This window comes from Streptomyces scopuliridis (assembly GCF_042790125.1).
In the GTDB taxonomy this organism is placed as follows: Bacteria; Actinomycetota; Actinomycetes; order Streptomycetales; family Streptomycetaceae; genus Streptomyces; species Streptomyces scopuliridis_A.
Window position 1 is genome coordinate 36,977 of sequence record NZ_JBHTZS010000015.1, and the last position, 25,552, is coordinate 62,528.

At 71.6% G+C, this 25,552-nt stretch carries 18 protein-coding genes and 1 pseudogene; 5 read left to right on the forward strand and 14 right to left on the reverse strand.

The features are described from left to right. Positions 1 to 23: 23 nt before the first annotated feature. Complete coding sequence (locus ACFRKB_RS22960; protein WP_463291753.1) at positions 24 to 185, reverse strand: hypothetical protein; 162 nt, start codon at positions 183 to 185, stop codon at positions 24 to 26. Between ACFRKB_RS22960 and ACFRKB_RS22965 the strand changes: the two genes are divergently transcribed. The 3 genes and pseudogenes from ACFRKB_RS22965 to ACFRKB_RS22975 all read left to right on the forward strand — a co-directional run. Next, on the forward strand, positions 147 to 476 hold the full coding sequence (locus tag ACFRKB_RS22965) for a nitroreductase family protein (RefSeq protein WP_383108200.1): 330 nt from the start codon (positions 147 to 149) through the stop codon (positions 474 to 476). The genes ACFRKB_RS22960 and ACFRKB_RS22965 overlap by 39 nt on opposite strands. A 192-nt stretch (positions 477 to 668) precedes the next feature. Further along, positions 669 to 5,408 carry a DUF6531 domain-containing protein gene (locus ACFRKB_RS22970; RefSeq protein ID WP_383108202.1) on the forward strand — a complete coding sequence of 1,580 codons (4,740 nt, stop codon included), beginning with the start codon at positions 669 to 671 and terminating at the stop codon, positions 5,406 to 5,408. 557 nt (positions 5,409 to 5,965) lie between these two features. Further along, positions 5,966 to 6,085, forward strand: a pseudogene (locus tag ACFRKB_RS22975) (Lsr2 family DNA-binding protein); the annotation flags it as partial. Positions 6,086 to 6,152: 67 nt separating this feature from the next. Here ACFRKB_RS22975 and ACFRKB_RS22980 read toward each other — a convergent pair. From ACFRKB_RS22980 to ACFRKB_RS22990, 3 genes are all read right to left on the reverse strand, one after another. Continuing rightward, positions 6,153 to 6,779 (reverse strand): GPP34 family phosphoprotein, encoded by a 627-nt coding sequence (locus tag ACFRKB_RS22980; RefSeq protein WP_383108204.1) that lies wholly within the window; start codon positions 6,777 to 6,779, stop codon positions 6,153 to 6,155. A gap of 51 nt (positions 6,780 to 6,830) precedes the next feature. Beyond that, positions 6,831 to 7,589, reverse strand: a complete 759-nt coding sequence (locus tag ACFRKB_RS22985; RefSeq protein WP_383108206.1) for an SDR family oxidoreductase — start codon at positions 7,587 to 7,589, stop codon at positions 6,831 to 6,833. A gap of 70 nt (positions 7,590 to 7,659) precedes the next feature. After that, a complete protein-coding gene (locus ACFRKB_RS22990; RefSeq protein ID WP_383108208.1) occupies positions 7,660 to 9,027 on the reverse strand; it encodes a dihydrolipoyl dehydrogenase family protein in 1,368 nt (455 codons plus the stop codon). 196 nt (positions 9,028 to 9,223) lie between these two features. Here ACFRKB_RS22990 and ACFRKB_RS22995 point away from each other — a divergent pair, with 196 nt between their 5' ends. Then, entirely contained in the window at positions 9,224 to 10,210 is a 987-nt protein-coding gene (locus ACFRKB_RS22995) for an ABC transporter substrate-binding protein (RefSeq protein WP_383108209.1), read from the forward strand. Between the two features lie 160 nt (positions 10,211 to 10,370). On the opposite strand, the gene ACFRKB_RS23000 is transcribed toward ACFRKB_RS22995, so the two are convergent. The 10 genes from ACFRKB_RS23000 to ACFRKB_RS23045 form a co-directional block, all read right to left on the reverse strand. Beyond that, complete coding sequence (locus tag ACFRKB_RS23000) at positions 10,371 to 11,768, reverse strand: glutamine synthetase family protein (RefSeq protein ID WP_383108344.1); 1,398 nt, start codon at positions 11,766 to 11,768, stop codon at positions 10,371 to 10,373. A gap of 14 nt (positions 11,769 to 11,782) precedes the next feature. Beyond that, a complete protein-coding gene (locus ACFRKB_RS23005) occupies positions 11,783 to 13,681 on the reverse strand; it encodes an IucA/IucC family protein (RefSeq protein ID WP_383108211.1) in 1,899 nt (632 codons plus the stop codon). Then, positions 13,678 to 15,072 carry an MFS transporter gene (locus ACFRKB_RS23010; protein ID WP_383108213.1) on the reverse strand — a complete coding sequence of 465 codons (1,395 nt, stop codon included), beginning with the start codon at positions 15,070 to 15,072 and terminating at the stop codon, positions 13,678 to 13,680. The genes ACFRKB_RS23005 and ACFRKB_RS23010 overlap by 4 nt, the downstream gene beginning before the upstream one ends. Beyond that, a complete protein-coding gene (locus ACFRKB_RS23015; protein WP_383108345.1) occupies positions 15,069 to 16,511 on the reverse strand; it encodes a lysine N(6)-hydroxylase/L-ornithine N(5)-oxygenase family protein in 1,443 nt (480 codons plus the stop codon). Before ACFRKB_RS23015 ends, ACFRKB_RS23010 begins: the two co-directional genes overlap by 4 nt. 110 nt (positions 16,512 to 16,621) lie before the next feature. Then, positions 16,622 to 18,550: an IucA/IucC family protein gene (locus tag ACFRKB_RS23020; RefSeq protein ID WP_383108215.1), complete on the reverse strand. Its 1,929-nt coding sequence runs from the start codon at positions 18,548 to 18,550 to the stop codon at positions 16,622 to 16,624. Next, entirely contained in the window at positions 18,547 to 20,274 is a 1,728-nt protein-coding gene (locus ACFRKB_RS23025) for a pyridoxal phosphate-dependent decarboxylase family protein (protein ID WP_383108216.1), read from the reverse strand. The genes ACFRKB_RS23020 and ACFRKB_RS23025 overlap by 4 nt, the downstream gene beginning before the upstream one ends. Before the next feature lie 113 nt (positions 20,275 to 20,387). Then, a complete protein-coding gene (locus tag ACFRKB_RS23030) occupies positions 20,388 to 21,809 on the reverse strand; it encodes a diaminobutyrate--2-oxoglutarate transaminase (RefSeq protein ID WP_383108218.1) in 1,422 nt (473 codons plus the stop codon). A 46-nt stretch (positions 21,810 to 21,855) separates the two neighbouring features. Then, a complete protein-coding gene (locus ACFRKB_RS23035; RefSeq protein WP_383108220.1) occupies positions 21,856 to 23,127 on the reverse strand; it encodes an alanine racemase in 1,272 nt (423 codons plus the stop codon). A 231-nt stretch (positions 23,128 to 23,358) separates the two neighbouring features. After that, positions 23,359 to 24,267: a serine hydrolase gene (locus ACFRKB_RS23040; RefSeq protein WP_383108221.1), complete on the reverse strand. Its 909-nt coding sequence runs from the start codon at positions 24,265 to 24,267 to the stop codon at positions 23,359 to 23,361. Positions 24,268 to 24,442: 175 nt separating this feature from the next. Next, a complete protein-coding gene (locus tag ACFRKB_RS23045; protein WP_383108223.1) occupies positions 24,443 to 24,991 on the reverse strand; it encodes a GNAT family N-acetyltransferase in 549 nt (182 codons plus the stop codon). Positions 24,992 to 25,183: 192 nt separating this feature from the next. Between ACFRKB_RS23045 and ACFRKB_RS23050 the strand changes: the two genes are divergently transcribed. Beyond that, the gene (locus ACFRKB_RS23050; protein WP_383108225.1) at positions 25,184 to 25,471 is read left to right on the forward strand and encodes a hypothetical protein; all 288 of its coding nucleotides are present in this window, start codon (positions 25,184 to 25,186) and stop codon (positions 25,469 to 25,471) included. Positions 25,472 to 25,552: the final 81 nt, after the last annotated feature.

A 25,552-nucleotide genomic window follows, 5' to 3' on the forward strand; every position in this document is an offset into this window, starting at 1 on the left:
CGCGAAGTCGGCATATGGGCCTCTCAGTCGGTCGGCGCGAGAGCCTGGTGGAGCAGGATCTCTGCGGCGGCGCGCGCGTGCCGGCCGTAGTCGGGCTGATCCAGCACCATCGCGCGGCTGGCCGCGCCGTCGGCGAGCGTGACCAGTTGCTCGGCGAGCGCGGCGGGTTCGGTGGCGCCCCGCACGTCGCGTTCCTCTTCGTTGCCGGAGACGCCGGAGACGCCGGGGCGCGCCTGGCCGCGGATGTCGGCATCTACACCCAGACACTGCTACTGGCGATGACCGCGTACGGCCTGGACAGCTGCCCGCAGGGACTACTGAGCTTCTGCGCCGACACCGTCCGCGGTGAACTCGGCCTGGACAGCGGCAAGCTGCTCGTGGGGATCTCCTTCGGCTACGGCGACGAGACCGCGCCGGTCAATCACATCACGCCCGGCCGGGCCACCCTCGACGCCACCACAACCTTCCACCCCTAGTGGGGCCTGTCCGACACCGAACCCACCAGCCCGCCCCGACTACCCCTCGTCCTCACCCGCAGACGCCGGCGCGCGCTCCAAGCGCAGCCTCCTCGGATCCGACCGAGAACGGCGTGGATGATCGAAAGGCTGTTGTGGCAAGCTGACGGGTCTTTACATACTTTTCCTGCAGTCAACGGGGGTTGATGGGTCGTGGGATACACCATTCCTGAGGGTGTCGACACGATGCTGGACGTCGTGGGTGTCGGCTGGCCCAACGTCGACGAGGACGCGTACCGCGATATGGCCGACGCGTTGCGGGAGTTCGCGGACGATGCGGATGACGACGGGCACACGGCGCACGGGCACGTCCAGCGGTTGTTGTCGACGGGTCAGGGTGAGTCGCTGACGGCGCTGGACGCGCACTGGAAGAAGGTCCAGGGGAAGAACAAGGATCTGGCGGGCGCGGCGCGGCTCATCGCGACCGCGTTGGACCGGGTGGCGGACATCATCGTGGCCCGGAAGATCGCCGCAGTCGCGGAACTCGCCGATCTGTGCGCCACGGTGGGGATCACGCTCGCTTTGGCGCCGGTTACGGCCGGGCTGTCGACGCTGATCGCGGGGGCGAAGATCGCGGCCACCCGTATCGCGTTCAAGAGGATCCTCAAGGAGATGGCGGAGGCGGCGGTCTCGGAGGTCACCGCGATCCTCATGGAGCCGGCGGTGGCCGCGTTGGAGAGCATCGTGACGGATCTGGCGATCCAGACCGCGATGAACGTGGCCGGTCAGCAGGACGGCATCAACGCCGGCCAGGCGGTCCAGGCCGGCAAGGACGGTCTCCAGCTGAACTCGGCCGGTGGCGGTTCGGGTCCGGGCGGCGGTCTGGGCATCGACCACGACGCGCATGGCAGCACCGGCGGGAAGCTCGCGAACGTGCAGGTGTCGATGAACACCCGCGCCGCGGGCAAGATCGGCAAGGCCAAGGGCCACCACGGCCGGGCGAAGGGCAAGGACTCCCTCACCGCCGTCCTGGACTCCACCATCGAAGGCGTGGTCGAGAAGCTGACCAAGGGCCACAGCCACATGGGCAAGCACGTCGGGAAGGACCTGCCCGACGCCATCGGCCTCAGCTCCAAGAACCACAGAAACACCGACCAGGACATCGACGACCGCATCAAGAAGATCACCGGCGGCGATCGCCGGGGCGACGACGGTGACCTCGGCGACAGGCGCGGCGACTCCGGCAGCCCCGCCCGAAAGCACCCGGACGACACCCGCACCAAGCCGGCCTCCCTCGACGGAGCGACGAAGGATCCCCGCGGCAACGCGGTCTCGCTGGAGAAGACGGTCTGCGCCACCGACCCTGTCGATGTTGCCACCGGTGAGATGCTGCTTCCTCAGACGGACCTCGCCCTTCCCGGCACGCTTCCGCTCGCCCTGCGGCGTACGCATCGGTCGGGGTACCGGTACGGGCACTGGTTCGGACGTAGTTGGGCCTCCACTCTCGACGAGCGGATCGAACTCGACGCCCGCGGCCGCGGCGCGCTGTGGGCCCGTGAGGACGGCTCGGTCCTCGTCTACCCGCGCCTGCCCGCTGTCGGCGACCGTGAGGGTGTCCTCCCGCTGGAAGGTGACCGCCTGCCTTTGACGCACGGTGGCCTTGCCGACGACGTGACCACGTACGCGGTCACGGACCTCCGGTCGGGCTTGGTCCGGAGGTTCACCGGTAGCCCGTACCGTGCGTCGACGGCGCACTGGCTGACCGAGATCGAGGACCGGCACGGCAACGGCATCTCCATCCATCGCCGCCCCGACGGTTCCCCCGCCAGCGTCGTCCACGACGGCGGCTACCACGTCACCCTCACGACCGGCGACAGCCGAATAGGCTCCACGGTCCTGCGCACTTCCGACGGTCCTGTCACCGTCATGACGTACGGCTACGACCAGGACGGCAACCTCGACGCCGTCACCAACTCCTCCGGCGGCGCCCTGCGTTTCACCTATGACGCGGACGCCCGTGTCACCTCCTGGACCGACCGCAACGACTCCACCTACCAGTACCGCTACGACACCGCGGGACGCGTCTCCCGCACCATCGGCCCTGACGGGTACCTCTCCAGCACCTTCAGCTACGAGACGGATCCGGAGTCGGGCGGCGCTGTTACCCGTTTCACCAACTCCCAGGGTGCCACCACCATGTACCGCCTGAACGACCGTCGTCAGGTCGTGGCGGAGACCGACCCTCTGGGGAACACCAGCCAGTACGTCTTCGACGCCTATGACCGGCTCCTCGCGGCGACTGATCCGTTCGGGCGGACAACGGAGCTGGAGCGCGACGCCTCCGGCAATGTCGTCGCGATGACCGCGCCGGACGGGGAGCGGACCTCGGCCACGTACAACGACCTCGGACTACCGGTCGAGGTGGTCGAGCGGGGAGGCGCGCGGTATCGCTACGCGTACGACGCGAGGGGCAATCGCACGGCGGTCGTCAGTCCTCTCGGGGCGACGACGGAGTACCGGTACGACAGTGCGGGTGGTGTCGTCGAGATCCGCCCTCCGGCGGGCGACCCGATCCGCGTCCGGAACAACGAGGCGGGCCTGCCCGTAACGATCACCGCGGTCAACGGTGCCGAAGCCGTGTGCACCCGTGATTCCTTCGGTCGTGTGACCGGCGTCACCGACGCCCTCGGCGGCTCCGTCCACCAGGAGTGGACGGTCGAGGGGAAGCCGGCGTGGCGTGAACTGCCCGACGGTGCGCGGGAGGAGTGGGCCTGGGACGGTGAGGGGAACCTCCTGCGGTACAGCGACCGGATGGGGCGAGTCAGGGCCCACTCCTACACCCACTTCGATTTGCCTCTCGAAACCAGTGCGGAGGAAACCTCCTACGCCTTCACTCATGACACCGAGTTGCGTTTGACGCAGGTCACCAACTCCGACGGTGCTTCGTGGACTTACGTCTACGACCTGGCCGGCCGGCTCGTCGAGGAGAGGGACTTCGACGGCCACTCGATGACCTACGCGTACGACGCCGTGGGCCGTCTGGTCGAGCGGTGCAATGCGGCGGGGCAGGTTCTGGAGTACGAGCGTGACGTCCTCGGCCGGGTGCAGCGTGTCATACACGAGGGAAGCACCTTCTGCGCCTTCGCCTACGCCTCCAGCGGCACCGTCCGGGAGATCGCGAGCCCCGACGCCCGGATCACCATCGAGACCGACATCACCGGCCGCGTGATGTCGGAGACGGTGAACGGGCGGACCTTCCGCTACGCCTACGACGCGCAGGGCCGACGCGTGTGGCGGCGTACCCCTACCGGTGCCGAGAGCAGCCTCCGCTACGGCCCCGAGGGATTGACCGCCTACGGTGTCGGGGACCACGCCTTCAGCTTCGAGCGTGACTCCCTGGGCAGGGAGACCACGAGAACCCTCGACGATTCACTGGTCATGCGGCAGTCCTGGGATCCGGTGGGCCGGCTCACGGAGCACAGCGTGGAGACGGCGGACGCCGAGGTTCTCGCCAGGGCCTTCACCTACCAGCCTGACGGCACACCCGTCGCCATCGACGACAACATCACCGGCCGCCGTACCTTCACGCTGGATTCGGGTGGCCGTGTCACCGGTGTGCAGGCACGGGGCTGGAGCGAGCAGTACACGTACAACAGCGCGGGCGACCAAATGACGTCCGACATCAGCACCCGGTCCGCGACTGACCAGGACGGGGCGGGTGAACGTCACTACGAGGGCACCCTGTTGACCCGTGCCGGCCGGCGTCACCACACCTACGACGCGCAAGGGCGGCTCGTCGAACGCAGCAGCCGTTCCCTGAGCGGCAAACGCCTGACGTGGACGTTCTCCTGGGACGCGGCGGACCGGCTGATCCAGGTCCGTACTCCTGGCGGCACCGACTGGCGCTATGTCTACGACGGCCTCAACCGCAGGATCGCCAAGGTCCACCACGACGCCGACGGCACGGTCCTTGAGTCGGTGCACTTCGGCTGGGACGGGCCACAACTGGCGGAACAACGGGCCGGTAACACCGTCCTGGTATGGGACTACCTCGGTCTGCGGCCCCTGGCTCAGCGTGAGATGAAGACTCACGGTGACTCCGACGGCGAGGACCAGCGGGAGATCGACCGGCGGTTCTTCGCCATCGTCACCGACCTCACCGGCGGCCCGCAGTACATGCTGGCCCCCGACGGATCCATCCCCTGGCGGGCGCGTACCACGACGTGGGGTACGACGCAGTGGAACAGCGACGCCAGCGCGTACACCCCGCTCCGCCATCCCGGGCAGTACTTCGACCCGGAGACGGGGCTCCACTACAACGTCCAGCGCTATTACGATCCGGACAACGGGCGGTACATCAGCCCGGACCCGCTCGGCCTGGCACCCGCCCCGCACCAGTACGCCTACGTCAGCAACCCGTTCGTCATGGCGGACCCCCTGGGTCTGGCCGGATGCTCACCGGACCACACCTGGGGCGGAAGGGTCGTCTTCGTACGGGACGAGCATGGTCGCCCCTTCGAGATGCACGCCACGATCACCCGCGACATGCTCGACGAGGGCACCGAGGCGAACAAGCGGCATAGGCCACCGGGCTTCGTCCACGGCGACGACCACAACCAGGCCCGTGGACACATGCTCGCCCGGATGCTCGGAGGCACGGGCGACAACCTGGACAACCTTTTCACCATCACGCAGAACCCCACCAACAGCCCCGACATGCGCGATCTGGAGCAAGACATCTACAACGCGGTCATGGGAGATCCCGCCAACGGTGTCCCGGGCCAGACCGTCCAGTACAGCGTCTATCTTCAGTACACCGACGACAAGAAGACCTCGGTGCCCTCCGAAATCTTCATGGCCGCAGACGGCTCGGACGGATACTTCATGGACACCAGCTTCGCCAACCCCGACCACGCAGCGCAGCAGAATCGACGCAGACTGGGAATTGAATGAATGATCTTGAGGCCCTCGTCCGACTGTGTCCTCCCCCGAACCCGGCGATGCACATCAACTGGAACGGAATCGAGGCCACGCTCGGGATGCCCGTGCCCGAGGACTACAAGGCCCTCGCCGACCGGTACGGGCCCGGAACCTTCTACGACTACCTCACCCTCTACCATCCCCACGGGCCCACGGAGTACGTCAACCTCACCGGCCCCATGCCCGCGCGGATCCGTGCCCAGCTGCGCACGGACTACGACCGTGGCACACACCCGGTGCCCTACGACCCCGACCACCTTTTCGCCTGTGGTGTGACCGGCAACGGCGAGTACCTCTTCTGGATCACCGACCCCGCGACCGACAGCAGCCGCTGGCGGATCGCGGTCAACGAGGCCCGGGGGCCTCGCTGGTTCACCTACGACGGAACTCTTACCGGCTTCCTCGTGTCCGTCCTCACCGGCGAGACGCGCGTACCCCAGTTCCCGAGCGACCTGCTCGAAATTCCTCGCACGTTCACGCCCTCACACCCCGTTCTCCTCAAACCTCAGCCCTACGAGCATCGTCCCCCCGGTCGCTTCGACACAGCGATCCTCCGCGCGTGGGCCCGCGAGAACGGCTACGACGTACCGTCCCGAGGGCCCGTTCCCGCCGACATCCGCCAAGCGTGGGAGGACGCCCACAACGGGTGATCTTTCGGCGATACGCGTATGAGGGCAGGGCCTCCTGGTAGCTCGGGGGCGCGACCGCATCGCCGCGTCAGTAGCCTCGCCAGACGTTGTCGAACGCCGCCTGCTCGATGGATCGCCGCTGCCGCACGGCCTCCAGCTCCAGCAACGCCTCATTGACCGCGACGATGACGGTCTCGGTCGCGTCGTCGGTAGTGCCCGGAGCCTCTTCCGTTCCCTTGTCTCCTGTGTCTCCGCCGTCGCGGCCCGGGATCCCCACGGCCGTCGCGAGCGCGGTGAGGACGGGCTCGTGCGCCGCCCAGCGGTCCGCCGCGCGGCGGCGGTCGGGCGACTCCGCCAGCACCATCCGGCCGGTCCGGAACGGCAGCCCGCGGCGACGTCGGCGCGTGAGTTGCCCGTCCGCCTCAAGGGCCGCCAGATAGGCCGAGGCCAGGCCGCTGCCTCTGCGCCACAGCCAGTCGGCGACCGACTCGTACGGCGGTTCTCGGGTGAGCGACGCCGCTGCCTGGTCCAGCAGGCGATCGGCCAGGGCCGGCCGGAGGGCGGGCACGATCCGGTCGTCGTCCAGTCCGATGGCCTCGGCGGCCAGGAGGTCGACCAACTCGGCTCCCGCCAGCGCGAGCGACAGCTCACCCGCCGCGGGCGGACTGGGCACCACGTCCATGGCGGTGATCATCAAGTCGCGGGGTGTGGTCATGGCGGCTCCACTTCACTGGCGTCGACAGGCAGGCTGCGGCTGCTGCCAGTCTCAGCCAACGAACTGCTGCCCACCATCGATGTCGTACGTCGCGCCCGTAAGTGCCGTATTGGTCATGATGTGGACGGCGAGCGCCGCGACGTCGGCCGGTCCGACCACGCGGCCGATCGGGAGGGTGGCGCGCAACTCCTCGCGACGGGCGTCGAGTCCCTCGCCGAGGAGTCCCGCCGACAACGGCGTGTCGACGAAACCGGCCGCGATGAGGTTGACGCGGATGGGCGCGAGCTCCACCGCGAGGCTCGCCGTGAGCAGGGGCAGCGCGGCGGTCACCGCCGCCGCGATTCCGTAGCCGGGGCTGATCCGCCGGCCGCCGGTGCCGCCCATGTGCAGCAGCGTGCCACCGGGGCGCACCCTGCAGACGGCGTGGCGCGCCACTTCGAGCGGCAGCACCATGTGCTCGCTCATCGCCCGGCGTGCCTGATCCGCGTCCATGTCGAGGAGCCGCCCGTAGGGCGGGTGTCCGGCCGTGATCATCACATGGTCGATCCGCTCCGGCAGTTCCTGGAAGAACCGCTTCAGCCGCGCCGGGTCGTTCGCGTCGAAGGCGGCGGTGCTGAGTGCGTTCACGTCCGTCGCCGCGCTCCGTAGCCGGTCGGGGTCCCGGCCGGTCAGTATCACGTCGGCACCCTCGGCACGTGCGTGCCTGGCCGTCGCGAGCCCGATGCCGGCGCTCCCGCCGATGACGACGACGGTCTGGCCGAGCAGGGCCGGGTCGCGGTGGCCGAGCGAGACAGATGCCGCGGTGCTCATGATTCCTCCTGACGTGCTCCCGGACTCCGCGCTCTCGGACTCCGTGCTCCCGGACTCCAGTTCGCCGCGTTCACGCCCCGGCCGGCTCCCGCGCCCCCCTGATCTCTCGGCTGAGCGCCTTCAGCGCGGCGGCGTGGATCTCCGAGAAGCTGGGGAACGGCTGGATCGTGTCGCGCAGCACATCGAGCGGGACGCGGGCACGGATCGCCAGCGTGGCCTGCTGCATCCACTCCCCGGCCTCGGGACCGAGCGCGTAGGCGCCGGTCAGCACCTCACCGTCGCTCAGAAGCGTCAGAAAGCCGTTCGACTCGGCGTAGGCGTGCGTGTACGTAGCCGTCTTCGCGACCTCCGACAGCGGCGCGGTGGCGCTGAACCGGCCCTCGGCCGCGCCCACCGACGCCGCCTGCGGATCGGTGTACGTGACGCGCGGGACCGCCTCGTAATGGGCCTCGCGCGGCTCGCCGAGGATGTTCGCGGCGACGATCTCGCCCTGGTACTCGCCGACGTGGGTCAGGGGCCAGATGCCCGTGACATCGCCGAGCGCCCACAGCCGCTCGCCCGCCCGCAGGCGCGTGTCGACCGGGATCCCCCGGCCGCGCGTCGTGATGCCCACGGTCTCCAGCCCGATCCCCTCGACGCGCGGGCGGCGGCCTGTCGCGACGAGCAGGCGGTCGCCGCGCAGCTCGCGGCCGTCCTCCAGCCCCAGGACGTAGTCCTCGCCGTCGCGGCGCGCCTCGGTCGCGTGCATGCCGAGTACCAGCTCGATCCCCTCGCGGCGCAGGGCCTTGCCGAGCGCTTCGCCCAGCGGCGCGGGCTCGCGGGCGAGCAGGTGCTCGGCGGCCTCGACGAGGACGACCTCGCCGCCGAAGCGATGCACGACCTGCGCCAGCTCGACCCCGGCCGGCCCGCCGCCGAGCACGATCAGGCGTTCGGGCACCGCCTTCATGCCGGTCGCCTCGCGCGTGCCCCAGACGCCGTCGAGTTCCCGCAGGCCGGGAAGCGGCGGTACGACGGGATCGGCGCCATTCGCCAGGACGACGTGCCCGGCGGTGTACCGCGCGCCGTCGACCTCCACCACCCCGGTGCCCGCCAGCCGGCCGCGACCGCGGATCAGAGCGATGCCGTGGTCCGCCAGCCATCGCGCGGCTCCCGCGTCGGAGTAGTCGGAGACCATGTAGTCACGCCAGGCCAGGGCCGCCTTGACATCGACCTCGGCGGTGCCCGCCGCGTCACGCGCGCCCTGCACCGCCTCGCCGGGGCGCAGCAGCGATTTCGACGGAATGCACGCCCAGTAGGTGCACTCCCCACCGGCGAGGTCACGCTCCACGACGGCGACGCGCAGGCCCCCCTCGGCGAGCGCACCGGCGGCGTGCTCGCCCGGGGCGCCGCCGCCGAGGACGATCACGTCGTAGTCATAAACCGTCCCGGTGCCGCTCATCGCGTCCTCCGCTCGAACTCGCGTGCCACTCGCGTGCTGCTCGTACGGCCGCTTCCCGCCCTTCCCACCGTCGCTCCATTCGTGGCACGTCGCACCTTGATCCGACCGTGACTTGTTGCCTGGGCGGAACAAAGGTTAGGTTTGCCTTACTTAGGCCCGGAAGAGTCCGGCCTGTCATCAGGGAGGCCTCCCCGCCGTGTCCAGAACCCTCACCCGCCGCCACCTCACCGTGGCCGCCGCCGTCACCGCACTCGCCGTCACGCTCGCCGGGTGCGGCAGCGACGACAAGGCCGCGGACAAGGGCGGCAAGGCCGCCGACGGCGGTGCCGGTACGCACACCGTCAAGACGGTCATGGGCGATGTGCGGGTCGGCGACGCACCGAAGCGGGTCGTCGTGCTGGACACGGACGCGCTCGACTCGGCCGTCACCCTCGGCGTCACCCCGGTCGGCGCCACCACCGTCGTCGACAAGGCCCCCTTCTCCACGTACCTCCCCGAGGACAAGCTCAAGGGGATCAAGCCCGTCGGCCTGATCGCCGAGCCGAACCTCGAAGCGATCGCCGCGCTCAAGCCGGACCTGATCCTGAGCAGCAAGGTCCGCGACGAGAAGAACTACACGTCCCTTTCCGCGATCGCCCCGACCGTCTTCTCCGACACCACCGGGCCGACCTGGCGCAAGAACTTCGACCTGCACGCGGACGCCCTGGGCAGGAAGAACGAGGCGAAGAAGGTCGTCGCCGACTACGACGCGCACGTCAAGCGGCTGACCGACGCGCTGGGCGGGGCCGCGAAGGCGAAGCAGACCAAGGTCGGCTTCGTACGCTTCGTGGAGGGCGCGGACACCCGGCTCTATCTGAACGACACCTTCGTCGGCTCCCTCTTCAAGGACCTCCAGGTCGGCCGACCCGCCAACCAGGACACCACCGGCTTCTCGCTCGACGTCAGCCCGGAGCAGATCGACAAGGCCAACGCCGACGTCATCTTCTACTCCACCTACGGCGACGCGAAGAAGGCCAAGGAGACCGACACCATCGGCGGCCCGCTGTGGAAGAACCTGGACGCGGTGAAGAAGGACATGGCCTTCAAGGTCGACGACAACCTGTGGATGCTCGGCATCGGCTACACCGGCGCGGGCCAGGTACTGGACGCGATGGAGAAGAGCTACGCCGCCGCCGCGCGCTGAGCCTGAGCCCCGACCGCCGGACCGCCGGACCGCCGGATCTCCCGGCGCGGACCACACGAAAGGCCCCGCACCGCGACTCCTCCGAGGTCGCGTGCGGGGCCTCCGCATTCCGGCGCACCGGTCGACGGTCGCCGTTCGCCGGTCACACCGGTCACACCGGTCAGAGCCGTTCGAATCCCCTCATCCGCTCCCAGTCCGTCACCGTCGTCTCGAACGCCGCCAGTTCCGTCCGCGCCGCCTGCGCGTAGTGCGTCACCACCCGCTCGCCGAACACCTTCGCCGCGATCTCGCTGCGCTCCCACCGGTGCAGCGCCTCGGTCAGCGTCGCCGGCAGGCGCGGTACGGAGGCGTCGGCCAGGGCGTTGGCCGTGTGCGGGGGCGGGAGGGGGAGGCGGTTCTCGATGCCGTACAGGCCGGCCGCGACCGCCGCCGCCACCGCCAGGTACGGGTTCGCGTCGCCGCCCGGGACGCGGTGCTCGATCCGCAGCGAGGAGCCGGTCCCCACCACCCGTACCGGACACGTGCGGTTGTCGCGGCCCCAGGTGATGCCCGTCGGGGCGAACGCGCCCGGCTGGAGGCGCTTGTACGAGTTGATGTTCGGCGCCATCAGCAGCGCGAAGTCCGGCAGACAGGCGAGCTGGCCCGCCACGAAGTGCCGCATCAGCTCCGACATCCCGTCATCGGCGGTCGCGTCGGCCAGCACCGGCGTACCGTCCGTCGCCCGCAGCGAGAGATGGATGTGGCAGGAATTGCCCTCGCCCTCGTCGAACTTCGGCATGAACGTCAGCGCCACCCCCTCCTGCGCGGCGATCTGCTTGGCGCCGTTCTTGAAGAAGACGTGGTTGTCGCAGGTCGTCATCGCCTCGGCGTACCGGAAGACGATCTCGTACTGACCGGCGTGGCACTCCCCGCGCGCCGTCTCCATCGCCAGCCCGGCCCGCCCCATCTCGCGTCTGATCCGGCGCACCACCGGCTCGATCTCGGACAGGCCCTGGAGGGAGTAGTCGACGTTGTACGGGGTGCCGGTGGCCAGGCCCTGGTAGCGGGACTCCCAGGCGGCCCGGTACGAGCCGAGGAAGAGCAGGAACTCCAGCTCCGTACCGGCGAACGCGGTGAGCCCGCGCTCCGCCAGCCGGTCCAGCTGCGCGCGCAGCACCTGGCGGGGCGCGACGTCGACCGGGGCTCCGCCGGGGCCCGGCCAGACGGCGTCGGCGAGGATCAGGGCCGTACCGTCGTCCCACGGGAGCCGCGTACGCAGCGTGGCCGGGTCGGGGCGCAGGACGAAGTCACCGAAGCCGCTCTGCCAGGCGTCGATCGCGTAGCCGGGGCCGGTGCCCATCTCCACGTCGGACGCGAGCAGATAGACGCACGCGCCGAAGCCGTACCGGGCGGCCTCTTCGAGGAAGTACGGGGCCGAGAGACGGCTGCCCTGGAGCCGGCCCTGAAGGTCGGGCACGGCGACGATCACCTCTTCGACCGTGCCCGCGGCGACCTCGGCCCGTAGCCGCTCGTACGCCGCCGTTCCGTCGTAAGCCGTCGCTCCGTCGTGCGCCGTCATCGCGTCGTGCGCCGTCATTCCGTCACCTCCGTAGCGACCTCCGTCGTAGCGACCTCCGCAGCCAGGGGGTTGGTCACCGTTCCGTGCACGACGTCGAAGCCCTCGTCGCGCTCCGCCCGGTCGTGGAAGCCGCCGCCGAGCAGCTGCTCGCGGTTGAGGGCCACGCGGTCGAAGGACGGGGCGAAGAGCCCGAACGACTCGAAGCGGTCGGCCAGTTCGGGGAAGCGCGCGTGGTAGCGCTCGATCTCCGCCCGTACCAGCGCCCAGAACTCCTCCTCCGACACGCCCAGGTGCTCGGCCGCCAGCGGCGCGAAGAACCGGAAGTGCCCGGCGAAGACCGCGCTGAGGAGCGAGTGCGCCAGCTCGTGGGCCGGCCAGCGCAGCAGTACGCGGTCCGCGCGCTCCGTCAGCCCCTTGTACTCGGGGTGGGCGCCCGGGAGGAGGTTCACGTCCTCCGCGAAGTCCTTGACGGCGATGCCGGCCGGAATCTCGTCGCCGTCGAAGAGGATGACGGTGTTCTCGCCGTGCGGGCAGAAGGCGACCCCGTACCGGTAGAGGTAGTGCAGCAGCCCCGGCAGCAGGGCGGCGAAGAACCGTTCCAGCCAGCCGGCCCCCGACAGCCTGGAGCGTGCCACCAGTTCGGCGGTGAGCGAGCGCCCGTCGGAGCCGGTCTTGAGCAGGGACGCCATCGTGCGGGCGCGCTCGCCCTCCTGGAGCAGCGCGGCGACGGGCTCGCGCCAGACCGCGCCGAGCAGCTCGTGATAGCGGTACGGGGCGTCCTTCACCGACTCGTACAGCGGATGGCCGACCGCCACGGCCGCGACCTCGCCGAGCGGGTGGAAGCGCAGCTCGTCCCGGAGATACGGATCGCCCTCGCGCACCGCCTTCAGCCACGCGCTCACATCCGGCGCCGCCTCGGTCGGCTCGGTGGAGAGCCCGCGCCACACCAGGGTGTTGCGGATGAGGAGCGGCACCTTCACATTGCGCCGTTCCGGGTGGTCGAGATTGGCGAGGGTACGGATCGACTGGAGCGGGCGGTAGCGGTCGGCGCTCTCGCCGAGCGGCACGATACGGCCGTCGGCGAGATACGGCGCGAAGAGCGTGGCGACGGCCTCGTCCCAGTGGAAGGGGTGGACGGGCAGCCAGACGAACGCGTCGGCGGCGAAGCCGCTCGTCGCGCACGCTTGGGAAAGGCTCGTGGCGAAACGTTCGCGCGTGGGTCCGTCCAGCTCCTCCGAGAGCAGCTGCTCGGCGTCGAGTCCGGGCACGCCCGCGTAGGTGGCGAGATCGCCGTGCACGGCGATCCAGTTCAGCCGGACGGCACGGGCCGTCTCCGGCGCGTACGCGGCGGCGTCCGACGCGGAGAAGCCGAGCCGGCCCTTGTTGAGGAGCATGCAGGGATGGCCGTCCTGGTACGCCTCCAGATCGAGGTGCCCGAGATCGGCGAGGTCGGCGGCGGGCAGGGCGCGGCCGATCGCCTCGGCGTCGGCGCGCCGCGTGGCGGTCAGCTCGCGCAGCACCTCGGCGGTGGTGGGACCGTCCCAGCCGAGAGTGGTACGGGCGTCCAGCAGCAGCCGTTCGGGGCCGGCCTCTTCGCCCGCCGGGGTGTCGGGGTGACGGCGGAGACTGCCGGGCTCGACGCGCCAGGTGGCGAAGGTGCCACGGGCGGCGCGGAAGGTCCAGCGCACGCCGTCGCCGAAGTCGAGACGGTACGAGCCCGACGGGGACGCGGCGTTGGTGGAGCCGACGGAGTCGGCGGAGTCGGTCGGGTCGGTGGGGTCGGTGGGGTCGGTGGGGTCGGCGGAGTCGTCGCGTACGGGGACGAGCAGCTCCTCGTACGCGAACTCCTCGACGGCCTTGACCAGCAGACGTCGGCCCGCCTGCGTCCAGGCGTCGCGGGTGGGGTGGTTCATCGGGGAATCTCCTCGGAGTACGTGCGGGTGGGTAGGGGGTCCGGGACGGTGGATCCGGGCGGCCCGGTGGACCGCATGGGCTCGACAGGGCGGCTGACGGGCGCGCCGCGCATGCCCCGTAGCGCCAGCAGCGTCCCCACCACCTGCACCGCCGCCGCGACCAGCAGCGGGAACGCGAGATCGTGCGAGACCGCCGCCGTGGCCACCAGCGGCGCGGCCAGCAGGCCCGCAGAACGGGCCGTCTCCACGCCGGTGAAGGCCGGGCCCGAGGTGCCGGTGGCGCGGAACGTCCGCAGCTCCACCGCGACTTGGCCGAGGCCCAGGCCCACGCCGAAGAGGACGCGACCGCCCACCAGCCCCGGCAGCCCGGTGGCGTACGCCTGCCACGCGTAGCCCGCCGCGCCCGCCAGCAGGGCGAGCGGAAGCAGCCGGTCACCGAGGACGTCATGGCAGCGCCGGACCGCGGGGAGGACGGCCAGGGCGGCGACGCTCGGCAGGAAGAACAGCGCCGCCGCGCCCACCGAGCCGCTGCCGAACGTCCCGGCGAACTCGGTGAAGAAGGGCCGCGCCACATTCACCGCGAAGTCGAAGGCCAGCCCGATCAGGGCGACTTGGGCGAGCAGCAGGAACCGCGGGCTCAGGAATCGAGGGCTCAGGAATCGAGGACTCGGGAACCGGGGGCTCAGGAACCGGGCACGGCGGGTGGCCGCTGGGCGCGCGGCCCGCCGGGTTTCTCCCGGGGAGATGGGATCCGGCTCGGGATCCGGCTCGGGATCCGGTGTTCCCCGCCGTCCCAGCACGCGGTACGCGAGCACCGCCAGCACCACATCCAGCACCGCGAACGCCGAGATACCGATCCGCGGCTGCGGCAGCGCCAGCACGCCCGTGCCCACCAGCGTCGAGACCACCACCGACAGATGGAAGACGACCACGAGCGACATGACCCCGACGAGCCGGGCCCGTTCGCCCTCGCACGGCTCGTCGCGGTGCTCGGCGATGAAGGCCGGATAGGCCAGCAGGAGCGCGCTGTTGGTGGCCACGACGGCGGTGGAGAGGACCGTGTACGCGGTATAGCTCGGCGCCATGCCGAGCAGCAGATCGAGCACCGCCGAACCGCAGAGCCCCGCCAGCACCAGCCGGTGCAGCGGCCAGCGGCGCGCGGCCAGGCCCCACAGCGGGAGCGCGGCGAGGCCGACGATGCGGCAGATCCAGAGGTAGAGGCCCGTCGCGCCGGGGTCGTCGATGCCGTACAGCCGGTCGAACAGCTGGGGCAGGAACGGCGTCAGCGCCGTCTCGGCCACCAGATGCAGTCCGACCACGGCGATCAGCACGGCCTTGGCGCGCGGCGGCCGGTCGCCTGCCGAGGACTTCGCGGACGTCACCACCGTCACGGCCGCACGACCGCCGCCTCGGCACCCGCCGACTGAGCGGATCCCTGACCGGCCTCAGCGGCCCCTGCCACCTCAGCGGCCCCTGCCACCTCAGCGGCCCCCGGCACCTCAGCAGCCCCCGGCACCCCGAACGTCGTCCATGCGGCCCGCTCCGGCACCCGCAGCACCGTCCTCCCCGCCACCGCGTTGAGGATCGTCGCCGCCCGCCACGCGCCGAGCGTGAGATCGGGAGCCCCGACACCGTGCGTGTGCAGCTCCGCGTTCTGCACGTACAGCGCGCCGGACACGCTCGCGTCCAGCGCCACCCGGTAGTCCCCGTCGATCCGGTAGCGCCCCTGCTCGTCCCAGTCCACCAGCTTCGCCATGGCGTCCAGGAAGGCCGGGCGCGCCGCCGCGTATCCGGTGGCCGCCACGATCGCCGACGTCCGCACCTCGAACAGCGCGTCCTGCTGCGTATGCCGGCAGGTCAGCACATAGCCGCCGTCGCCGCCGTTGCCGTCGTCCTCGGGCTCCGCCGCGACGACCGCGACGACGGCGACGCCCGGGTGGAGCGCCGCGCGCGGCTCCGTACCGCCGATGGTCCGCTCGTACAGCTCGTCGTGGATCTCGCCGAGCGTCTCCTCGCTGACGCCCTTGTACAGCTGCCACTGCTCGCGCACCAGCCGCTCGCGCCGCTCCTCGGGCAGGGCGCGGAAGTACCGGATGTAGTCGGGCGTGAAGTGCTCAAGACCGATCTTGGAGTACTCCATCGGCGCGAAGGCGGGGGTACGGGCCAGCCAGCGGACGTACGGGCCGCCCGCGCCGGAACCGTCCTGGTGGCGCAGGAGATCGAGGGCGACCTCGGCGCCGGACTGGCCCGCCCCGAGGACCGTGACATCGTCGAGTCCGGCCAGCCGCGCCCGGTGGGTGCGGTAGTCGGCGCTGTGCAGTACGCGCCCCGCGTGCGCGGGGGTGAGCAGCGGGCGCAGCGGCTCGGGGACGACCGGCTCCGTACCGACGCCCAGCACGAGCTGCCGGGCCCGTACGCGCGAGACCGTGCCGTCGGCCGAATGGTGGGTGACGGCGAACACCTCGTCGCGTTCGTCCCACTCCACCTCCGTGACGCGCGCGTCGAAGCGGCAGGACGGCAGGTGTTCGGCGACCCAGCGGCAGTAGTGGTCGTACTCGCGGCGGGGTATGTGGAACCGCTCGGAGAAGAAGAACGGGAACATCCGGTCGTGTTCCCGCAGATAGTTCAGATACGACCAGGGGCTGGTCGGATCCGCCATGGTCACCAGGTCGGCGAGGAACGGTACCTGGAGAACCGTTCCTTCCATCAGCAGCCCCGGGTGCCAGGAGAAGGCGGGCTTCGCGTCGAGGAAGAGCGTACGGAGCCCCGGAGCGCCGTCGGCGAGCGCGGCCAGCGAGAGGTTGAACGGCCCGATGCCGACGCCGACCAGATCGTACGTCTCGTGTCCGGGACCGTACTCGTGCCCAGGTCCGTACTCGTGCCCGGGACCGTGCTCGTGCGTACGCGTATGCGTGAGTTCGGTCGTCGCCTGTTCGGTCGTCACCGCAGGGCCTCCGCGAGGGGATTGGGAAGGTCGATGTAGACGGACTGGGTGTGGACGTCGCCGACGAGTTCGTCGAGCCCGTCCACGCAGGTCAGATAGTTGCCCTTGCAGCGCAGCACGGGCGCGTCGAGCAGCAGGTCGAGCAGCCCCTTCGCGCCGGGCTCGGTGGTACGCAGCCGCTCCAGCCGGGCGCGCAGGACGCGCAGCAGCTCCTCCTCGCCCGCGAGGCCGAGCGCGCCGAACGCGCCCACCAGACCGAGCAGGTTGTTGATGCCCAGGTAGTACGCGACCCGCTCGTCCACGAACGCGTCGTCGAAGACCAGCTCCAGCCCGTCGGCCGCGCCGGGCAGCAGCCGCTCCACCTCGTCGGCGCGGGAGGCGGCCACGTAGTAGCCCTGGCTGTCGCGGTACCAGCCGGCCCGGGGCATCCCGTGCGCGTCCAGCGCGACCAGGGTGTTCTGGTGGTGCGGCTCCAGCGCGATGCCGTACCACGCCTGGAGCCGGATCAGCGGTACGGCGAGCACGTCGAGATACGCGGCGAACCAGCGCGCGGACGCCTCGGCCGTGGAGACCCCCTGCGCGCGGGCGGCGCGCCCGACGGCCCGGGAGAGCAGCGCGCGATGGCGGGGCGGGGTGCCGTCGCCGGGGCCGGTGCGCTCGGCGACCAGACCGGCCACGCACAGCCCGTCGGTGCCCGCGCCGTTGAACGGGTTGTCGCGGACGGCCGTCTCCAGACCGGTCTCCGCCTCGCCCGTACCGGCCGACACCCAGGCGAAGTCCCGCAGGATGCCGAACTCGGGATGCTCGGCGCGCAGCCGCCGCGCCGGTCCTGCCGCCAGCAGCCGGGCGGCGCGTACGCCGAGACGCATTTCCGAACGGAGGTTGTTGCGGCGGGAGTTGGTGATCCGCATACCGAGCGACAGCTTCAGCATGACGTCGGCGCCCGGCCGGTGCACCGTCCGTACGGAGGACGTCGGGTACCAGGCGGGTCCGCCGGGCCCGAGGGGCCGCAGCAGCCCCGCGTCCAGCAGTGCCGCCACCTCGGGACGGCCGAGGACCTCGCGCGCCTGCCAGGGGTGCGCGGGTACGGGGACCATCCCGGGCGGCAGTTCGAGCCCGGCGTCGGCGGCGAGCGGACGCAGCAGCTCGGCGGGGGAGCGGCCGTCGGCGCTCTCCCCGGCGACGATCTCCGGATGCGCGGCGAACCAGTGCAGCGGGAAATACCCGCGCAACTCGGGCGAGTAGGCGTCCAGTTCGCGATCGGACGCCTCCTCTCGGCTCTTGGGCGCCGGATGGAAGGGATGGCCGAGCAGCAGCGCCTGCTCGGCGCCGAGGAAGGGCGTCAGCCCGTGGTCCTGCTCGCCCGCCGGCTCCCCCTCCGCGCGCCGCCGCGCGATATGCGCGGCGGTACGGGCGGCGGAGTTGAGGACGCGGCCCACGGCGTCCCCGCCGAGATGGGGCGGTGCGGCACGGCCGAGAGTGGACTCGCGGATCAGCGCGGCGGCCACGAACGCGGTGTCGGCCGGGAGCGTGCCGCTCACCTCGGCCGGGACGCGGTCTTCAGCCGGGGCGCAGCCTTCAGCCGGGGCGCACTCTTCGGGCGGGGCGTTTTCTCCGGACGGGGCGGCGGGGTCGGAGGTCACGACGCGGGCCTCGCCGAAACGGTGCCAGCCGGTGGCCGACCGGTACCGCACCGGGACGCGCAGGGTCAGCCGGCTGGCGGGCAGGGACAGCTGGAGCACCTGCCCGGTGGCCGGCACGTCGGTGCCGGTCTCCCGTACGTACGCGCGCAGGAGCGTCTCGGTGGCGGCCGAGTCCCCGGCCCGGAGCGGGTCGGGATGGTCAAGCGGGTCGGGATGGTCCAGCGGGTCGTACGGGACGGGGTCGTGGGAGGTGGGGGATCCGGCTGCTGTCCGTACGGTCACCGCGCCTCCTCCTCCGCGCGCCCCGCCGCCACGACGGCGTGCAGCAGCCGCTCCACCTCGGCGGTGGTGGTGTGCGGGTTGAGCAGGGTGAGCTTGAGCCGTACGCGCCCCGGCCCCTCGCCGGGGAGTTCGGTGCGGCCGACGACGGCGCTGCCCTCGCGCAGAAGCCTGCGCCGCAGGTCGGCGTTGACCGCGTCGCAGCGTGCCCCGTACGCGGCCGCGCTCTCCCGCGCACCGTCGGGGGGAGCTTCCGGCAGATAGCGGAACAGGAAGGCCGTCAGCACCGGTTCGGAGTGCAGCTCCAGCCGTGGATGCTCCGCCACCGCCCGCGCTCCCGACACGGCCAGCTCGCGGCAGGCGTCGACCAGCCGGCCCAGCCCCTCCCTGCCCAGCGTCCGCAGAGTGACCGCGATCTTGAAGGCGTCGGCCCGGCGCGTCGTACGCAGCGAGAGCCCGAGCAGGCTCGGGTAACCGGCCTCCTCGTCGTCGGCCGGGTTGAGATAGACGGCCCGGCGTGCGAGCGAGGCGTACGTCTCCGACCGCCGCACCAGGAAGACGCCCGCCGCGGCCGGCTGCCAGCCCAGTTTGTGCCAGTCGAGCGAGACGGAATCGGCGAGTCCGAGACCGTCCAGGAGCGGTGCGAGCCGGTCGGAGAGCAGGGCGCCGCCTCCGTACGCGGCGTCCACATGCAGCCAGGCGCCGTGCTCGGCGGCGAGCGCCGCGCAGGCGCGCAGCGGGTCGATGGCGCCGGTGTCGGTGGTACCGGCGGTGGCGACGACCGCGACCGGCAGCTCCCCGCGCTCGGCGCAGCCGTCCAGTACGGCCGCCAACGCCTCCGGATCCATACGGAGTTGCTGGTCGACCGGGACGGGCAGCACCGCGTGCTCACCGAGCCCGAGCAGGGCGGCGGCGCGCTGTACGGAGAAGTGCGCGGCGGCGGAGGCGAGGATACGGGGACGGGGCGCGCGCTCCGTTCCGGCGCCGGGCACACCCGCCAGCTCGACCTGCCGCCCTGACGCCGCGCCGAGGACGCGGTCCCTGGCCAGCATCAGGCCCATGAGGTTGGACTCCGTACCACCGGAGGTGAGCACCCCGGCCGCCTGCTCGGGCTCGTACCCGACCAGGGCGGCCAACTCCCGGAGCAGCAGCGTCTCCAGAGCGGTGGCGGCGGGCGCCTGGTCCCAGGAGTCCTGGGACGGGTTGAGGGCCGAGACCGCCAGATCCGCGGCGACGGCGATGGCGAGGGGTGGGCAGTGCAGATGGGCGGCGCAGGCGGCGTCCGCCGGGTCGGCGCTGCCGTGCGCGAGGAGTTCGGTGAGGCGGTCGAGCGCCTCGGCGCCGGTGACGGCGGCCGGACCGCCGAACACCTCGCTGACGGTGGCCGCGACATCCCCCGGCCGGCCGGACGCGATGGGCCCGCCGCGCCGCCGGGCGCCCCGGGCGAGGGCGTCCATCACGGTGTCCACGAGCGGCGCCAGGGCGTTGGCGCCGCTGGTCCCGCCGGACAGGGCGGTGAGGGGGACGGGGACTGATCGCGAGGGGGGCTCCGGCGCGGCCTGAGCCCCGGGACGGGCGCCCGGCCCGGCCTCCGGCGCGGCGCTCGCGATGTCCGCGCCCACCACGGCGCCCGGCATGGCACGTGCGATGTCCGCGCCCACTGCCGCGCCCGCCGTCGCGCCCAGCGCCACACCTGCCGCCGCGCCCGCCGTCCGCGCTCCCGTCACCGTCCGCGCTCCCGCTCCCGGTCCCGTTCCCGTTCCCGGTCCTGTCCCCGTTCCCGGTCCTGTCCCCGGTCCTGTCCCCGTTCCCGGTTCCGTCTCCGTCCCCATTCCCGTCCTCATGAGCGCCGTCCCCGCTGCTGCCCCGACACCTCGGCGATCGCGTCCGCCAGCCGCTCCAGCACCGCTTCCGCCTGCTCGTCCGTGATGACCAGCGGCGGGAGAAGCCGGACGGTCGAGCCGAAGCGCCCGCCCAGTTCCACGATCAGCCCGCGCTCCAGGCAGGCCGACCGCACCCGCTCCGCCACCTCCGGGGCGACCGGGTGGGCGCCGCACGAGTCCAACTCCCCCTCGGGGTCCACGATCTCGACCCCGATCATCAGCCCGCGCCCCCGGACGTCACCGATCACCGGCAGTTCGGAGCGCAGCCCCTCCAGCCGCGCACTCATCCGCGCGCCCACGACGGCCGCGCGCTCGGTCAGCCCCTCGGCGGCCACGTACCGCAGCGTCGCCGCACCCGTGGCCATGGCCAGGGTGTTGCCCCGGAACGTGCCGGTGTGCGCGCCGGGCAGCCAGCCGTCGTAGTCCTGGTCGTACACGATCACGGCCAGCGGCAGACTCCCCCCGATCGCCTTCGACATGACCATCGCGTCCGGCACGATCCCGCTGTGCTCGATCGCCCAGAACGTGCCCGTGCGCCCGACGCCCGTCTGCACCTCGTCCACGATCAGCGGGATCCGCCGCTCGCCGGTGATCCGCCGCATCTCCCGCAGCCAGCCGTCCGGCGCGGGCACCGCGCCGCCCTCGCCCTGCACCGCTTCGACGATCATCGCGGCGGGCGGTACGACCCCGCCCGACGGATCGTCCAGCAGCCGTTCCGTATACGTGGCGGCCAGTTCGGCACCGCGCTCGCCGCCGACCCCGAACGGGCAGCGGTACGCGTACGGATACGGCAGCCGGGTCACCTCGGCCGCGCCGCCCGCGACCCGCTCCCTGATCGCGACGTTGCCGGTCGCCGACAGCGCGCCCGCCGTCATGCCGTGGTACGCGCCGGTGAAGGCGAGCACCCCGTGCCGGCCGGTCGCGGTCTGCATCAGCTTCAGCGCCGCCTCGACGGCGTCCGTACCGGCCGGCCCGCAGAAGTGGATCCTGGCGCGGTCCGCGAAGGCCTTCGGCAGGGTGGCGAAGAGCGCGTCGGTGAAGTCGTCCTTCTCCGGGGTCGCCAGATCGAGGACGTGCAGCGGCGCCCCGCTCTCCACGGTGCGCTGGATGGCCTCCAGCACGACGGGGTGGTTGTGGCCGAGCGCGAGGGTCCCCGCGCCGGAGAGGCAGTCGAGATAACGGCGGCCGTCCGTCCCCTCGATCGTCATGCCCTTGGCGCGGGCCGGGACGATCGGGAACGAACGGGCGTACGTGCGTGCCGAGGACTCCCGGGCGCGCTGGCGCCGCAGGATGCCATCGGCGGTGGCACCAGCGGCAGGGGCGGTGGCGGCGGGATCGGGCCGCCCGCTCGCGGGCAGGGTGATGGGGGGCACGGTCATGACACGGCTCCGGAGTATGAGAAAGAAAGACGGAGAGGCGTTGGGCTCAGAGCAGATGGCGCTCGGCGACGGGGTGGCCGAGGAAGGAGTGCATGGCGAACTCCCATCCGTAGGAGCCCGCGTAAGGGAAAACGATCAGGTCGCCCGCGCGTACCCGGTCGATCAGGACATCGCGCAGAAGTGTGTCCTCGGGGGTGCACAGTTCACCGACGACGGTGACGCGGGTGTTCTCGGCCGTGGGGCGCGGACACTCCTCGCCCCACTTCTCGACGGGCAGCACCGCCACGTTGTGCACGATGTCCCAGGACGTGGGCAGCTGGAAGTGGTTGATGCCACCGCGCAGGACGGCGAACGACTCGCCGTACGAGGTCTTCACGTCGGTCACCTCGGCGGCGTACCAGCCGCAGTCGGCGACCACGAACCGGCCGGGTTCGAGGATGACCTTCACCCCGGCGGGCGGCTCGATCCCGGCGGCCAGTTCACCGAACCGGCCCACGTCGAAGGGCTCTTCGCCCTCGAAGGCCACCCCGATGCCACCTCCGATGTCCACATGCCGCAGCTCGATGCCGGTCTCGCGCGCGGTCCGTACGCTCCACTCCACGCACCAGCGCAGATACGCGGCGTGCGTGGCCGCGTCGAGGTTGCCGGAGGCGGCGTGGATGTGGAAGCCGACGAGATCGAGCCCCGGCAGCTTCCGCGCCTCGCGCAGCACGTCGGGTACGTCGGGCTCGGCGACCCCGAACTGGGAGGCGGCGCCGCCCATGAGGAGCGCGCCGGTGATCGGGATCTCGGCCGGGTTCACGCGCAGCGCGACCCGTGCGGTGACGCCCTCGGCGACGGCTATCCGGCTGATGCGGTGGAGTTCGAGCAGGCTCTCGGCGTTGATCGCCTCGACGCCCGCGCGCACCAGCGCGGTGAGGACGGGGACGGACTTGGCGGGTCCGGCGGCGACGACGGGGACGGCGGGGAGGGGAGCGGCGGAGCTCTCGGCGCCCTGACCCTGGAATCGGCCTGCACGGAGGGCGAGTTCGAGCTCCGCGACGGACGCGACCTCGAAGCCGTCGACGTAGGGGGCGAGCGCCTCGACGACGCCGGGGAACGAGTTCGCCTTGACCGCGTAGTACACCGCCGCCCACTCCGGCAGGGCCGCGCGCAGCTCACGGGCCCGTCCGGCGGCGACGTCGCCGTCGTACACGTAGGCCGACAGCGGCCGGCCGGCGTCGGCCAGCTCCAGCAGCCGACGCCGGACCGGGGCGGGGAGTACGTCGACAGGGTAGGCGGATCGCGGCGCGGCGGAGGGCGGGAACTGGACGGACACGGCTGGCTCTACCTCGGGATGGGGTGAGATCGGGCTGAACTGTCGAGCACCACGACAGATCCGGTCAAAGACTTAGGTGAGCCTAACCTAATGGTTTCTTGTGCTGACGCAAGGGGGCCCTGACACCCCGAGCCGACACCCGGGCGAGCCGCGAAAGCCGTCCGGATCCGCACGCCGGATCCGCACGCCGGATCCGCACGGCTCTACGTGGAGTCCTTTACGCGAAGTCCTTTACGCGGAGTCGCCGGCGGCCGACACCGCCACCGCCGCCTTCGCCGCCTTCTCCACCAGCGAGATCCCGGCCTCCTTGCTGACGCTGCCGCTCGACAGCACGGCCACCAGATAGCCATGCCCGTCCGCCACTATCCGGCCGATGCTGTTGATGTCCCACAGCCCCGTCGCGCTCCGCGCCAGCCATCCGTTCTTCAGCCCCGTCACCGACCCGGCGGCCGACACGCCCCAGTCCTGGTCCGCCGCTACCCCGCCCATCAGGCCCTGGATGTACGTCCGCGAGCCCGAACCCAGCGGGGAATCGGAGTCGTCGCCGAACACGGCGGTGAGGAGGGCGAGTTGGTCAGCCGCCGTCGACTGCGTAAGCCCCCACAGCGCCCCGCTGCCGCCGGTCGTCGCCGTCAGACCGAGCCGCTTGTTCGCCGCGTCCAGACCGTCCGCCCCGCCGATCGCCTGCCACAGGGCGTCGGCCGAAGCGTTGTCGCTCACCTGGATCATGGAGGTCGCGTACTTCTTCTCCCGCGCGGTGAGTACCCGGCCCTGGTCCTGCGCCTCCAGCAGCAGGGCCGCCAGGATGTCGACCTTCACGATGCTGGCCGTGTCGTACGTCTTCCCGGCCCGTTCGCGGTAGTCCGCGCTGTCTCCGTTCTCCACGTCGAGCACGGCCACGGAGAGGGAGGCTGTCGTGGCCTTCAGGAGCGGGGCGAGCCGCTCGGAGAGGACCTGATCCTGGTCGACGGAGGGGGAGGGGGAAGGCGAAGGGGAGGCCGAGGCGGACGGAGCGGCCGGGGTGCCCGATGTCGCCGACCACGCCAGGTCACTGGAACGCGAGGTGGCGTCCGAGTCGCCACCGGACAGCGGGGGGAAGTCCATGGCCACCCAGACAGCCAGGAGGACGGCGACGGCCATGAGCACGGGGAACGCGGCCCGGCGTCGGACGGCACCGCGGGCTGCGGAACCGCGGGTGTTTCGGGTGGATCGGTGGCGGGACATGGCGTGAGGCTAGAAACCTCACCTGTGTCTAGAAAGTGTCCCGCGTTAAACCTCCATAACAATCTGGCCCAGTCATAACAATCTGGCCCGGTCAGGACGTCAGCACGCGGCTCCAGACGTCCGTCACCGTGACGGAACCGACCACCGGTACGGCGGTGAACGGTGAGGTCGCGGCCGTACCGTCCGGCGAGGCGTCCGGTGAGGAGTCCGACGAGCCCACCGGCGCCGCGACCGCGCCCAGCCTCGTCCAGCCCCAGGACCGCAGCGCCCCCACGGCGGCCTCGTTCGCCGGGTCGACCCGCGCGGCCACCAGCGCCGCGTCCGTCCTGATCAGCAACTGCTCGACCAGCCGCGTGGCCACCCCGTCCCGCCGGTGCGCGGGCAGGACCGTCAGCCCGGCGAGGGCGAAGACCTGCCCCGAGACGGCAGGCTCCTCGATGTCGAAGCCGTACGCGTACGCGGCCGGCTTGTTCCCGCCACTGGCCACCACCATGTCGAACCCGGGCCGCTGCACATCCTCGGCGAAGGTCTCCAGAAACCCCTGGCGGTCACGCTCGCGACGGTATGCCTCGACGTACACATCGGCGACGGCCTCCCGCTGCTGCTCGGCCTGCCACCGGCTCAGGCGCCGAATGAACACCTCTGCCACCTGCACTCCCCCCGGCCGGTCCGTCGGTGCCCATCGTCGCAGGGAGAGGACCACCACGGGAATACCGAGCCCCAGGTTCGAGCCCAGGTTCGAGCCCCAAGTTCGAGCCCAGGTTCCGTCCGCCCTCCGGAGTACGCTGGAAAGTCGCGAATCCCGCTCATGCCGGGAGGAGGCGAGGGCAAGATGAGCAACTGGATCAGCGTCGTGGTGATCCTGGGCCTGATCGTCGTGGGCGTCATGGTGATCCACCTGGTGAACGGCCAGCACAGGAATCGCATCGCCAGCTACAGCTTCGGCCGCTCCCTCTGGGAGCCCCCGAACCGCGCGCCCCGGACCGAATCCGCCGACCCCACCGAATCCACCGGACCGGCCGGACCCCCCGACACGGGTACGCACAGGAGCCACGGCCTTCACCGGCTGAGCGGACTCCTGCCAGGGCGTGAGCGCAGACGCAGAAAGCCGGCCGGATGACCCGATGATGGCGGGTCACGCAGTCGGGGCCATCTGATCGTCCTCCTGCGCCCGGGTGTCCCGGCAGTCCCGGCAGCGCCC

Bases quoted from the DNA above. Each gene is read 5' to 3' on its own strand.
- ACFRKB_RS23005 (WP_383108211.1), bottom strand. From the start codon at position 13,681: ATGAACCACCCCACCCGCGACGCCTGGACGCAGGCGGGCCGACGTCTG.
- ACFRKB_RS23030 (WP_383108218.1), bottom strand. From the start codon at position 21,809: ATGACCGTGCCCCCCATCACCCTGCCCGCGAGCGGGCGGCCCGATCCC.
- ACFRKB_RS22990 (WP_383108208.1), bottom strand. From the start codon at position 9,027: ATGAGCGGCACCGGGACGGTTTATGACTACGACGTGATCGTCCTCGGC.
- ACFRKB_RS23040 (WP_383108221.1), bottom strand. From the start codon at position 24,267: ATGGCCGTCGCCGTCCTCCTGGCTGTCTGGGTGGCCATGGACTTCCCC.
- ACFRKB_RS23000 (WP_383108344.1), bottom strand. From the start codon at position 11,768: ATGACGGCGCACGACGGAGCGACGGCTTACGACGGAACGGCGGCGTAC.
- ACFRKB_RS23050 (WP_383108225.1), top strand. From the start codon at position 25,184: ATGAGCAACTGGATCAGCGTCGTGGTGATCCTGGGCCTGATCGTCGTG.
- ACFRKB_RS22980 (WP_383108204.1), bottom strand. From the start codon at position 6,779: ATGACCACACCCCGCGACTTGATGATCACCGCCATGGACGTGGTGCCC.
- ACFRKB_RS22985 (WP_383108206.1), bottom strand. From the start codon at position 7,589: ATGAGCACCGCGGCATCTGTCTCGCTCGGCCACCGCGACCCGGCCCTG.